Source organism: Streptomyces sp. NPDC001381, assembly GCF_042895685.1.
GTDB lineage: Bacteria > Actinomycetota > Actinomycetes > Streptomycetales > Streptomycetaceae > Streptomyces.
In genome coordinates this window covers 1,592,046-1,604,109 of record NZ_JBIAWO010000001.1, presented here as the reverse complement: position 1 = coordinate 1,604,109, position 12,064 = coordinate 1,592,046, and the positions used below count along the sequence as shown (strand labels likewise).

Genomic DNA, 12,064 nt, shown 5'->3' with positions numbered 1-12,064 from the left:
AAACGCCCGGTTACATTCCGAACCCGGAAGCTAAGCCTTACAGCGCCGATGGTACTGCAGGGGGGACCCTGTGGGAGAGTAGGACACCGCCGAACAATCATTCCGGGGAACCCCCGCACCGTATGGTGCGGGGGTTTTCTGCGTTCAAGGCCTTGTTTAAGGCCCGGTATGTGGAAGCGGCGCCGGGGATTTGCGGGCTCTCACGAGAGAGCCCGTTTCGCGTGGTCACAGACGTCCCGCTGTCTTCAGAGCCAGGTAGGCGTCCGCGAGGGCGGGGGCGAGTTCGTCGGGGAGGGCGTCCACCACCGTGACTCCGTGCCGCCGGAGCCTGTCGGCGGTGCGATGGCGTTCCGCCTGGGCCTGGGCGGCGGCTGCGGCGTCGTAGACGGCTTCGGTGGTGCCGCGGGAGGTGGCCATGCCGGCGATGTGGGGGTCGGCGACCGAGGCCACCAGGACGGTGTGGCGTTGGGTGAGCTGCGGCAGGACGGGGAGGAGGCCTTCCTCGACCGGGGCCGTGTCGAGGGTGGTCAGCAGGACGATCAGGGAGTGGCGGGGGGCGGTGCGCAGCGCCGTCGCGGCGAGGGTGCGGGCGTCCGTCTCGACCAGTTCGGGTTCCAGGGTGGCCATGGCGTTGACCAGGGAGGGCAGGACGTCGCGGGCCGTGCGGCCCTGGACCAGGGCGCGTACCCGGCGGTCGTATGCGAGGAGGTCGACGCGGTCGCCGGCGCGGGATGCGAGGGCGGCCAGGAGCAGGGCCGCGTCCAGGGCGGCGTCGAGGCGGGGGGCGTCGCCGACACGGCCTGCGGAGGTGCGGCCGGTGTCGAGGACCAGGAGGATGTGGCGGTCGCGTTCGGGGCGCCAGGTGCGGACCGCGACCGTGGAGTGGCGGGCGGTTGCGCGCCAGTCGATGGAGCGGGTGTCGTCCCCGGGGACGTAGGCGCGCAGGCTGTCGAACTCGGTGCCCTCGCCGCGGGTCAGGACGCTGGTGCGGCCGTCGAGTTCGCGGAGGCGGGCCAGTTTGGCGGGCAGGTGCTTGCGGCTGGTGAAGGGGGGCAGGACGCGTACCGTCCAGGGGACCCGGTGGGTGCCCTGGCGGGAGAGGAGGCCGAGGGGGCCGTAGGAGCGGACGGTGACGCGGTCGGCCCGGCGGTCGCCGCGGCGGGTGGGGCGCAGACGGGTCGTGACGCGACGGCGTTCGCCGGCGGGGACGGTCAGGCGGTGGCGGGAGGCCTCGGTTTCCGTGCCGGGCTGCCAGCTGCTCGGAGGCCATGCGTCGCGGAGCTGGGCGCGCAGGGGGCGGCGGGAGGGGTTGGTGAGGGTGAGGGTGACGTCTGCGGTTTCGCCGAGGCGTGCGGTGGTGGCGCCGGAGCGGGTCAGGCGCAGGCGGCGTACGGGGGCTGCCAGGGCGTAGTCGCAGGCGCAGGCCAGGGCCAGGGGGGCGTTGACGGCGAGGATGCCCGTCCAGCCGGGTTCCCAGATGCCGACGGGGAGGGCGCCGAGGGCCGCGAGGAGGGCGGCGCGTCCGGTGAGTGCCATCAGCGGGGGACGGGGACGTGGGTCAGGATCGCGTTGATGACGGAGTCGGCCGTCACGCCTTCCATTTCGGCCTCCGGGCGGAGTTGGACGCGGTGGCGGAGGGTGGGCAGGGCGAGGGCTTTGACGTCGTCGGGGATGACGTAGTCGCGGCCGGTCAGCCATGCCCAGGCGCGGGACGTGGCGAGGAGCGCCGTCGCGCCGCGCGGGGAGACGCCCAGGGTGAGGGAGGGGGATTCGCGGGTGGCGCGGCAGATGTCGACGACGTAGGCCGTGATCTCGGGGGAGACGGCGGTCTTGGCGACGGCTGCGCGGGCTGCTTCGAGGTCGGCGGGGCCCGCTACGGGGCGTACGCCTGCGGCCTGGAGGTCGCGGGGGTCGAAGCCTTCGGCGTGGCGGGTGAGGACGTCGATCTCCTCCTGACGGGAGGGCAGAGGGATCGTCAGTTTGAGCAGGAAGCGGTCCAGTTGGGCTTCGGGGAGGGGGTAGGTGCCCTCGTACTCGACGGGGTTCTGGGTCGCGGCGACGAGGAACGGGTCGGGGAGCGGGCGTGGGGTCCCGTCGACGGTGACCTGGCGCTCCTCCATCGCTTCGAGGAGGGAGGACTGGGTCTTGGGCGGGGTGCGGTTGATCTCGTCGGCGAGGAGGAGGTTGGTGAAGACCGGGCCCGGCTGGAAGGAGAACTCGGCGGTGCGGGCGTCGTAGACGAGGGAGCCGGTGACGTCGCTCGGCATGAGGTCGGGGGTGAACTGGACCCGTTTGGTGTCGAGTTCGAGTGCGGAGGCGAGGGCGCGTACGAGCAACGTTTTGGCCACTCCGGGGACTCCTTCAAGGAGAACGTGTCCGCGGCAGAGGAGGGCGACGACGAGGCCGGTCACGGCGGGGTCCTGGCCGACCACGGCCTTGGAGATCTCGGCGCGCAGGGCCTCCAGGGAGGCGCGGGCGCGGCCCGGGTCCCCGGTGTTCCCGGCGTTGTCGGTGGTCGGGTCCATCATGGACGGCGTACCTCTCTTTCGAGGGCGTCGAGTTGGTCGGCGAGTGCGATGAGGGCGGTGTCGTCGCTGGGCGGCGGGCCGAAGAGAAGGGAGTGCAGGGGCTGTCCGTCGCCGCGGAGGTGTGCGGACAGGGCGGGGACGAGTGCTTCGGGCGCGTGTGCCTGGGCGACGGGGACGCCTACGAGAGGGGCGAGGCGGGTGCGGGTGGTGGAGCGAAGAGCGGCGGCCGCGCGGTCGCGGGCGTCTGCCTTGCGGTAGAGGCGGGCGCGGCCTTCGACGGTTTCGGAGGCGCGGATCGCCACGGGGAGTCTTTCGGGGACGAGCGGGCCGAGTCGGCGTGCCCGCCAGAGGGCGGCGAGCGCTGCCGCGACGAAGAGCTGCAGTGTGCCCCAGAGCCAGCCGGAGGGCAGCAGGTCGAAGAAGCCCTGCCGGTCGTCCGGGTCGGTGGCGGTGGTGTCGGAGAGCGAGGGGAGGTACCAGGTCAGATGGGGTCGGGAGCCGAGGAGTTGGAGGGCGAGCGAGGCGTTGCCCTGCTGGTCGAGCCGGGTGTTGTAGAGGAGGTCGGGCGCGCCGAGGACGACGGTGTCGCCGTCTCCGGAGGTGTCCGGGATGCGCAGCAGGGTGGCCAGGCGCCGGCTGGGGTAGCACTCGTCGGCGTCGGCGTGGCTGGTGGTGTAGCGGACGCCGCCGGTTTCCGCGGTGCCGGCGCGTCGGGCGGCGGGCAGGTCGCAGCCGGGGGCGAGGGCGGAGCCTTCGCTGGTGGCCGGTTCTGCGGTGACACCGGGGGCGAGGGTGCTCACGGACCAGACGCCGGGGGCGACGAGGACGGTGCGGCCGCCGGAGTCGGCGGTGGCGGAGTGCAGTTCCTCCTGCTGTCGTGCCGTCAGGAGGTCGGGGGAGGCGACCAGGAGGGTGGTGTCGGGGCCTGTGGCGGTGCGGGCCTCGGCGAGGGTGGTGACGACGCGGGTGGACACACCGCGGTCGGCGAGGAGTTCGGCGACGGCTCGGCTGCCGTGGGGGTCGGCGGAGCGTGGGTCGAGGGTGCCGTGCCGGGCGTCGGACTGGAGGGTGGCCAGCGCGACGGCAGCTGCCAGGAGGAGCGTGAAGGCGAGAGCGAGTCCACGCGCGCGGGTCCACAGATGGCGGGCGGTGGGCGAGACCGAGGTGGACGGGAGGGTGGCCTCGGTGGTCATTCGGCGGCTCCCCGGCGGCTGGTGGGGGCCGGTTCGGGGGTGCTGGTCGCGGTGAGGCGGGGCTTGGTGCGTTCCAGGTCCAGGTCGAGGTCGGCGATGCGGTGGTACGCCTGCTCGGTCGCGCTGCGGCCGCCGTATGTCACGTCGTCGAACTCGCGGGCGGCGGCGCGCAGGCGGTCGGCGTGGGAGGGCAGGGTGCGGCCGGCTTCCGCGGCTGCCTCGTCGGCGGTGCGGCCCGGGCGGGCGTCGAGGAGGGCGCGTTCCTCGAGGGAGCGGACGATGGCGCGCATGCGTTCCTGGACGGCCTGGTTCCAGTGGCCCTGGGCGGCGTGTGCCGCGGCGGCCGCGCGGTGTTCGGCGGCGTTGCGGGGCCGGTCGTCGAACAGGGTGGCGGCGGAGGCGGGGTGGCGGCGGGGGGTGCCCAGGCGCCACCACAGGGCGCCCACGACGGCCACGACGGCCGTGAGGACCACCAGCACGCCGAGTGCGCCGCCGGGCGTCGCGGCGGACGCGCTGTCGAACAGGTCGCCGATCCAGCCCCAGAGGGTGTCCAGGGCGCGCTGGAGGAGGCTGGGGTCGTTCTCGTGGTACAGGCGCTTGGACAGTTCACGCCGGGCGGCCTCCCGCGCGGGGTCGCGGGGGATGGTCAGCGGCGGTTCATCGTCGGCGCGGGCCGTCGAGAGCAGGGAGCCGTCGGTGGCCCGCTGCAGGGCGTGGACGGCGGCGCGGCGGGTGTGCGACCAGACGTCCAGGGCCGGGCCGACGGCGCGGAAGAGTGCCGAAGGGGCTGTGTCGGCCGAGCCGGGCGGCACAGGTGGGGTGGTGCCGCCCGGGAGTGGCGGTGCGGTGAGGACTCCCCCCGTCAGGCTCACCGCATCAGCTCCCCGGGGTGGTGCCAGGTCCGGGGGCGCCGTAGCCCTGCACGCCCGCGGCGCGGGCCAGATCGAGGTCGAGGGCCTCGCGGCGGATGCGCTGGTCGATGTAGAGGAGTGCGACGACTCCGGCCGAGATGGGGAACGTGATCATGGAGCCGATCACCGAGCCGATGCCGGTGACGATCAGGTAGGTCCAGCCGGTGCCGCCGGTGCCGTCGGCGAGACCGCTGATGCCGCTGTCGCTCAACGCCGCGCCCGCGAGGGCGAAGGGGACGACGATGATCGTCGCGACGATGTTGGCGATGATCATGGCGAGCAGCTGGATGCCGAAGACCCGCCACCAGGAGCCGCGGACGAGCTTCACGGAACGGCGCATCGCCTTGGTGATGCCCTGCTTCTCCAGCATCAGTGCGGGCGAGGCGAGGGAGAAGCGGACCAGCAGCCACAGGGCGACGAAGGCGGCGCCGAGGCTGCCCAGCACGGAGAGCGCGGCCCCCGCCGCTCCCGCCCCGGCCACGCTCACGAGGACGCCGGGCAGCGCGCCCGCGGCGCCCACGGCCCCCGCGATGAGCAGCAGCAGGAAGATCAGGCCGAACAGCCTGGGCACCTGAGGACGGGCGTCGCGCCAGGCGTCCCCGAGGCTGACCGGCTTGCCGAGGACGGCGCGGCTGGTGACGGCCGTGAGCAGGGCGGTCGCGAAGATGGTGCCGATCAGGGTGATCAGGAGGACGACGCCGGAGTTGAGCAGGAGATCGCCCATGGCTCGGGTCTGCTCGTCGGCGGTGGCGTTCGGGTCGCTGAGGGCGGAGGTGTCCGTGGTGTTGTCCAGGACCAGGCCCTGCAGCAGGACGACGACGATCTCGGTGACGATCGCGACGGTCAGGGAGATACCCAGGACCGTGCGCCAGTAGGTGCGCATGGTGGCGACCGCGCCGTCGAGGATCTCGCCCACGCCGAGCGGGCGCAGCGGGATCACACCGGGCTTCGCGGCGGGCGGGGGGCCGCCCCAGCCGTTGCCCCAGCCGGGATGCCCGCCATAGCCGGGGTAGCCGCCCGGGCCCGGGTAGGCGCCCTGTCCCGGCTGGCCGCCGTAGCCGGGGTGGCCGGGGGGAGCGCCGCCGTATCCGGCGCCGGGCCCGGGCGCCGGAGGGCCGCCCCAGCCCGGGCCGGGCGGCGGGGGCGGCGGGGTCTGGGCCGGGTTCCGGGGGCCTGCGGGCGCCGACCACTGGCCGGGCGGCGGCTGCTCCTCGGACCACTTCGTGCCGGGGCTCGGCGGAGGCGCGTCCGGCTGGTTCGCGGGCTGCGGCTCGGCGGGCCGGTCGGCGGGGTCGGACGCGCCGGGCTCCTGTCCGTCGGACGGGGCGGATCCGGGCGAGGCCCAGCCCGGAGTGTCTTTCATCGTCGCTCCTTCACGGTGCCCGTCCGCGGTCGCGGCGGCAGGTTGGCAGCCATCGTGCCATGGGGCGGTCTTGGGGAGACCGGCCGCGGTAGGGGCTGCACACCTTCAATTGTCGGCCGGACAACGGGCAGACTGACCGCATGGCTGATCAGTACGCGCAATCCGGTGAGGACAAGCGACCGGCCGAGATACCGGTGATCCGTTGGGAGGAGCCACCCGAAGGCCCTGTGCTCGTGCTTCTGGACCAGACGAGGCTGCCGGCCGAGGAGGTCGAACTGGTCTGTACGGACGCGTCGGCGCTGGTGGAGGCGATCCGTTCGCTCGCGGTGCGCGGAGCGCCGCTGCTCGGCATCGCGGGGGCGTACGGCGTCGCCCTCGCCGCCGCGCGCGGGTTCGACGTGGACGAGGCGGCCACCGCGCTGGCCGGGGCACGGCCCACCGCGGTGAACCTGTCCGTCGGTGTGGGGCGGGCTCGCTCCGCGTACCGGGCGGAGCTGGCCAGGGGAGGTGATCCGGCGCAGAGCGCGCTGGCCGCGCTGGCCGCGGCGCGGCAGCTGCACCGGGAGGACGCCGAGGCCAGCGCCCGGATGGCCGGGCACGGGCTGGCGCTCCTCGACGAGCTGCTGCCCGGCGGCGGGCACCGGATCCTCACCCACTGCAACACCGGCTCGCTGGTGTCCGGCGGGGAGGGCACGGCGTTCGCCGTGGCACTGGCCGCGCACCGGGTGGGGCGGCTTCGGCGGCTGTGGGTGGACGAGACGCGTCCGCTGCTGCAGGGTGCCCGCCTGACGGCGTACGAGGCGGCCCGCAGCGGCATGGCGTACACCCTGCTGACGGACAACGCGGCGGGCTCGCTGTTCTCGGCGGGAGAGGTGGACGCCGTGCTGATCGGGGCGGACCGGATCGCGGCCGACGGTTCGGTGGCGAACAAGGTGGGGAGCTATCCGCTCGCGGTGCTGGCGCGGTACCACCATGTGCCGTTCATCGTGGTCGCCCCGGTGACGACGGTGGATCCGGACACACCGAACGGGGCGTCGATCGAGGTCGAACAGCGCGCCGGCTTCGAGGTGACCGAGGTGGCGGCACCGCAGGCACCGGTGACGGGAGCGGGCGGCGGCATTCCGGTGGCGCCCCTGGGGACCACGGCGTACAACCCGGCGTTCGACGTGACCCCGCCGGAACTGGTGACGGCGATCGTGACCGAGGAGGGCGCCGTGTCACCGGTGACGGCCGAGGGACTGGCCGAATTGTGCGCGCGGGCGCGCTCCGGGGCGAGTGCCTGAGCCCGTCGAGATCACTGTCTGCCGCTGAGGGCAGACAGTGACGGCCACCTACGACTAGGGTCACTGGCCGGTGACCCTGCTCACCTGCGCCACCTTCACTGTTATGAGAATGGGATGATGTCGTTTATGAAGGGACGAGTCCTTGTCGTCGACGACGACACCGCACTGGCCGAGATGCTCGGCATTGTGCTGCGTGGTGAAGGTTTTGAGCCGTCTTTCGTAGCCGACGGCGACAAGGCGCTGGCCGCTTTCCGGGAGGCGAAACCCGACCTGGTGCTGCTGGACCTGATGCTGCCCGGGCGGGACGGCATCGAGGTGTGCCGTCTGATCCGGGCGGAGTCCGGGGTGCCGATCGTGATGCTCACGGCGAAGAGCGACACCGTCGACGTGGTCGTCGGGCTGGAGTCCGGCGCCGACGACTACATCGTGAAGCCGTTCAAGCCGAAGGAGCTCGTCGCCCGCATCCGGGCGCGGCTGCGCAGGTCGGAGGAGCCGGCGCCGGAGCAGCTCGCCATCGGCGACCTCGTCATCGACGTGGCCGGGCACTCCGTGAAGCGGGACGGCCAGTCCATCGCGCTGACGCCGCTGGAGTTCGACCTGCTGGTCGCGCTGGCGCGCAAGCCGTGGCAGGTGTTCACGCGCGAGGTGCTGCTCGAACAGGTGTGGGGCTACCGGCACGCCGCCGACACCCGCCTGGTCAACGTGCACGTCCAGCGGCTGCGCTCCAAGGTCGAGAAGGACCCGGAGCGGCCGGAGATCGTGGTGACCGTCCGTGGCGTCGGTTACAAGGCCGGGCCGAGCTGACATGTTCGGGCACGGTGCCGCTTCGGCCCCCGGCCGGTCCGGGGCCCGGTCGGAGCGGCCTGTCGGCCGCAGGACGACGGGTTCACGTTTCGGACGCCTTCTCGAGGGCGGACTGCTGCAGGGCGGCATGCAGGGCAGCCCCGTCCTGCGGCTGCTGCTGCGCTGGGTGCGCCGGCCGCTGCTGCCCGTCATGCGGCTGTGGCGGCGCAACATCCAGCTCAAGGTCGTCGTCACCACCCTGCTGATGTCGCTGGGCGTCGTCCTGCTGCTGGGCTTCGTCGTCATCGGACAGGTGCGCAACGGACTGCTCGACGCCAAGGTCAAGGCCTCCCAGAGCCAGGCCACCGGCGGATTCGCCGTCGCCAAACAGAAGGCCGACGAAGCCGCGGGCGCCGGAGCCGACGCCGGGACCGCGGTCGACGGCCGCTCCTCCCAGAACGTCATCGAATGGATGAGCGAACTCGTGTCGTCGCTGTCCAGCGGCGGCCAGGGCGCCTTCGACGTGGTCACCCTGCCCCCGGGCGACGACAGCGGCGGCGGACGCGGACCCCGCGCATCCGGCTACGTCGACCCCAACAAGAGCGTCCCCGAGGCCCTGCGCGCACGCGTCAACACCAACCCCACGGCCGCCCAGAGCTACTCCCGCATCCTGTACAGCAACGACAAGGAGTCCCAGCCGGCCCTCGTCATCGGCAAACAGCTCAACGACCCCAACGGCGACCCCTACGAGCTGTACTACCTCTTCCCGCTCACCCAGGAGGAGAAGTCGCTCAGCCTCGTCAAGGGCACCCTCGCGACCGCGGGGCTCTTCGTCGTCGTACTCCTCGGCGCGATCGCCTGGCTCGTCGTACGGCAGGTCGTCACCCCCGTACGGATGGCCGCCGGAATCGCCGAGCGGCTGTCCGCGGGGCGGCTGCAGGAACGGATGAAGGTCACCGGCGAGGACGACATCGCACGACTCGGCGAGGCCTTCAACAAGATGGCCCAGAACCTCCAGCTGAAGATCCAGCAACTGGAGGACCTGTCACGGATGCAGCGGCGGTTCGTCTCCGATGTCTCGCACGAACTGCGGACGCCGTTGACCACCGTGCGGATGGCCGCCGACGTCATCCACGAGGCACGCGAGGACTTCGACCCCGTCACCGCCCGGTCCGCGGAACTCCTCGCCGACCAGCTCGACCGGTTCGAGTCGCTGCTCGCCGACCTGCTGGAGATCAGCCGCTTCGACGCCGGCGCCGCCGCACTGGAGGCCGAGCCCATCGACCTGCGCGAGGTCGTACGCCGCGTCGTCAGCGGGGCCGCGCCCCTCGCCGACCGCAAGGGCACGACCATACGCGTGCTCGGCGACCAGCAGCCCGTCGTCGCCGAAGCCGACGCCCGGCGCGTCGAGCGCGTACTGCGCAACCTCGTCGTCAACGCCGTGGAACACGGCGAGGGCAAGGACGTCGTCGTCAAACTGGCCGCCGCGGGCGGCGCCGTCGCGGTCGCCGTACGCGACTACGGCGTCGGACTCAAGCCCGGCGAGGCCACCCGCGTCTTCAGCCGCTTCTGGCGCGCCGACCCGGCACGCGCGCGTACCACCGGCGGCACCGGCCTCGGCCTGTCCATCGCCCTGGAGGACGCACGGCTGCACGGCGGCTGGCTGCAGGCCTGGGGCGAACCCGGCGGCGGCTCACAGTTCCGCCTCACCCTGCCCCGCACCGCCGACGAACCGCTGCGAGGCTCGCCGATCCCCCTGGAACCTAAGGACTCCCGGCGCAACCGCGGACTCGACGACCCCGCCCAGGCCGGCCGGAACGGCGAGAAGAGCGCCACCGTGCCCGTACAGACGGCCGGAGAACAGCTCTCGCCCGCACGAGCCCCGCTCACCCCCCGCATGGCCACCGTGGCCCCCACGGCCGACCCGACCGCACTGCCCGGCAACGGCGCCCGCGTGGTGCCCCGGCCCGCCTCGGGCCCCCGCCGCCCGGACGAACCGGCCCGTGACACCACCCCGGAACGCACCGACACGGGACGGGGCGACACGGCCCACCGCGACACGGCACACAGGGACGCCCCGGACCGGCCGGACGCCGGACCGCAGGGCCCGGACGAACAAGGGGAGACATTCCGTGGCCGCTGACCGCGAGGGGGGCGCCCGGCGCACGCCGGCGCGCGCGGCGGCGTACGCCGCCTGTGGCGTCGTACTGCTGGCCGGATGCGCCTCCATGCCCGACAGCGGCGACCTCCGCGGCGTCGAATCCACACCCCGCCAGGACACCCAGGTACGGGTCTTCGCCATGCCGCCCCGCGACGACGCACCGCCCTCCGAAATCGTCCAGGGCTTCCTCGAAGCACTGACCAGCGACGACCCCAGCTACTCCACGGCACGGCAGTACCTGACCACCAAGGCCGCCCAGAACTGGCAACCGGAACGGTCCACCACCGTCCTGGCCGACGGCCCCGGCGCCGAAGCGGACCGGTCGGGCGGCCGCGAGGAGAGCGACGACTACTCGTTCACCCTGACCGGCACCAAGGTCGCCACCGTCGACGCCCAGCAGTCGTACGCCCCCGCCTCCGGCGGCTACAACCAGACGGTCCACCTCACACGCGACAAGAAGACCGAACAGTGGCGCATCGACGCGCTCCCCCAAGGCGTCGTCATGGGCAAATCGGACTTCCAGCGCAACTTCATGTCCGTCAACAAGTACTACTTCGCCTCCAACACCACCTCCGCCACCTCAGGACAGCCCATGGCGGTCGCCGACCCCGTCTACGTACGCGAACGCGTCGACGCCATGACCCAGATGGTCCGCTCCCTCCTCAACGGACCCACCAGCTGGCTGCGCCCCGTCGTCCGCTCCAGCTTCCCCACCGGCACGGCGCTGAAGAAGGGCACCACCGCGCTCACGCCCGACGACCAGAACAAGCTCACCGTGCCGCTCAACGACAAGGCGGCCCACATCGGGCAGAGCAAGTGCGACGAGATGGCCGCCCAGCTGCTCTTCACCCTGCAGAGCCTCAACCCCACCGTCGACGAGATCGCCCTGCGGGCGGGCGGCCGGCAGCTGTGCTCCCTCAGCGAGGAAAAAGCCGCGGCCGTCGCCGCGCGCGGCAGCGAGACCCACCCCGACTACCTCTACTTCATCGACGGCCACCACCAGCTCTTCCGGATGGCCGGCAGCGTGGGCGGCAACGCCAAGGCCGACCCCGTCCCCGGCGCGTTCGGCGACGGCACCAAACCCGTCCGCTCGGTGGCCGTGGCCCGCGACGAGCACAGCGCCGCCGGAGTCTCCCTCGACGGCAAGGCCCTCTACGTCACCTCCACCGTGCCCAGCGGCTCCCTCGGCGAACCCGTCCTGACCAGCGCGGGCAAGACCGAGGACGACCGGCTCACCACCCCCGCCTGGGACGCCCAGGGCGACCTGTGGGTGGCCGACCGCAACACCGCCGACCCCCGGCTGCTCCTGCTGCAGAAGGGCGGGGGACAGCCCGTCGAGGTGCTCACACCGCGACTCGACGGCCGTATCAACGCCGTACGGGTCGCCGCCGACGGGGTGCGGATCGCGCTCGTCGTCGACAAGGACGACAAGCAGTCCCTGCTCATCGGGCGGATCGAACGCTCCGCGGGCAGCGGGGACCAGCCGTCCGTGTCCGTGCAGGAACTGCGCTCCGCGACGCCCGAGTTGGAGCAGGTCACGGCCGTGTCCTGGGCCGGGGACAGCCGGCTCGTGGTGGTCGGGCAGGAGTCCGGCGGGGTCGAACAGGTGCAGTACGTGCAGTGCGACGGCTCGATCCCCGAGTCCGGGACCCTGCCCGGCCTCACGGAGGTCACCAGCATCGCCGCCTCCGAGGACAGCGAGGCCCCCCTCTTCGCGACCTCCAAGGAAGGGTTGCTGTGGCTGCCCGGGGGGAGCGGCTGGCGAACCCTGAAGGAAACCGCCTCGGCCGCCTTTTATCCGGGGTGATCCTTCCAATGGCCCAGACCGGGGCGCTCAACTGA

At 72.9% G+C, this 12,064-nt stretch carries 9 protein-coding genes and 1 rRNA gene; 5 read left to right on the top strand and 5 right to left on the bottom strand.

Going from position 1 to position 12,064, the window contains the following annotated elements:
• Positions 1-95 (top strand): 5S ribosomal RNA (rrf, locus tag ACFY2L_RS07095); the annotation flags it as partial.
• Positions 96-225: 130 nt separating this feature from the next.
• Here rrf and ACFY2L_RS07090 read toward each other — a convergent pair.
• From ACFY2L_RS07090 to ACFY2L_RS07070, 5 genes are all read right to left on the bottom strand, one after another.
• Positions 226-1,536: a DUF58 domain-containing protein gene (locus ACFY2L_RS07090; protein WP_390821679.1), complete on the bottom strand. Its 1,311-nt coding sequence runs from the start codon at positions 1,534-1,536 to the stop codon at positions 226-228.
• A complete protein-coding gene (locus tag ACFY2L_RS07085; protein ID WP_390660291.1) occupies positions 1,536-2,525 on the bottom strand; it encodes an AAA family ATPase in 990 nt (329 codons plus the stop codon). Before ACFY2L_RS07085 ends, ACFY2L_RS07090 begins: the two co-directional genes overlap by 1 nt.
• On the bottom strand, positions 2,525-3,721 hold the full coding sequence (locus ACFY2L_RS07080; RefSeq protein ID WP_390821678.1) for a DUF4350 domain-containing protein: 1,197 nt from the start codon (positions 3,719-3,721) through the stop codon (positions 2,525-2,527). Before ACFY2L_RS07080 ends, ACFY2L_RS07085 begins: the two co-directional genes overlap by 1 nt.
• Entirely contained in the window at positions 3,718-4,473 is a 756-nt protein-coding gene (locus ACFY2L_RS07075; RefSeq protein ID WP_390821716.1) for a DUF4129 domain-containing protein, read from the bottom strand. The genes ACFY2L_RS07080 and ACFY2L_RS07075 overlap by 4 nt, the downstream gene beginning before the upstream one ends.
• 124 nt (positions 4,474-4,597) lie before the next feature.
• A complete protein-coding gene (locus tag ACFY2L_RS07070) occupies positions 4,598-5,995 on the bottom strand; it encodes a glycerophosphoryl diester phosphodiesterase membrane domain-containing protein (RefSeq protein ID WP_390660268.1) in 1,398 nt (465 codons plus the stop codon).
• Between the two features lie 140 nt (positions 5,996-6,135).
• Here ACFY2L_RS07070 and mtnA point away from each other — a divergent pair, with 140 nt between their 5' ends.
• The 4 genes from mtnA to ACFY2L_RS07050 all read left to right on the top strand — a co-directional run bounded on the left by mtnA (position 6,136) and on the right by ACFY2L_RS07050 (position 12,029).
• Positions 6,136-7,278, top strand: a complete 1,143-nt coding sequence (gene mtnA / locus ACFY2L_RS07065; RefSeq protein ID WP_390821677.1) for an S-methyl-5-thioribose-1-phosphate isomerase — start codon at positions 6,136-6,138, stop codon at positions 7,276-7,278.
• Positions 7,279-7,392: 114 nt separating this feature from the next.
• A complete protein-coding gene (mtrA, locus tag ACFY2L_RS07060; protein ID WP_187283109.1) occupies positions 7,393-8,082 on the top strand; it encodes a two-component system response regulator MtrA in 690 nt (229 codons plus the stop codon).
• Position 8,083: 1 nt separating this feature from the next.
• Positions 8,084-10,204 carry an MtrAB system histidine kinase MtrB gene (gene mtrB / locus ACFY2L_RS07055; protein ID WP_390821676.1) on the top strand — a complete coding sequence of 707 codons (2,121 nt, stop codon included), beginning with the start codon at positions 8,084-8,086 and terminating at the stop codon, positions 10,202-10,204.
• Positions 10,194-12,029, top strand: coding sequence for an LpqB family beta-propeller domain-containing protein (locus ACFY2L_RS07050; RefSeq protein WP_390660265.1), 1,836 nt, complete (start codon positions 10,194-10,196; stop codon positions 12,027-12,029). Before mtrB ends, ACFY2L_RS07050 begins: the two co-directional genes overlap by 11 nt.
• Positions 12,030-12,064: the final 35 nt, after the last annotated feature.

Coding starts and splice junctions, on each gene's coding strand:
- ACFY2L_RS07090 (WP_390821679.1), bottom strand. CDS start 1,536: ATGGCACTCACCGGACGCGCCGCCCTCCTCGCGGCCCTCGGCGCCCTC.
- ACFY2L_RS07085 (WP_390660291.1), bottom strand. CDS start 2,525: ATGGACCCGACCACCGACAACGCCGGGAACACCGGGGACCCGGGCCGC.
- ACFY2L_RS07080 (WP_390821678.1), bottom strand. CDS start 3,721: ATGACCACCGAGGCCACCCTCCCGTCCACCTCGGTCTCGCCCACCGCC.
- ACFY2L_RS07070 (WP_390660268.1), bottom strand. CDS start 5,995: ATGAAAGACACTCCGGGCTGGGCCTCGCCCGGATCCGCCCCGTCCGAC.
- mtnA (WP_390821677.1), top strand. CDS start 6,136: ATGGCTGATCAGTACGCGCAATCCGGTGAGGACAAGCGACCGGCCGAG.
- mtrA (WP_187283109.1), top strand. CDS start 7,393: ATGATGTCGTTTATGAAGGGACGAGTCCTTGTCGTCGACGACGACACC.
- mtrB (WP_390821676.1), top strand. CDS start 8,084: ATGTTCGGGCACGGTGCCGCTTCGGCCCCCGGCCGGTCCGGGGCCCGG.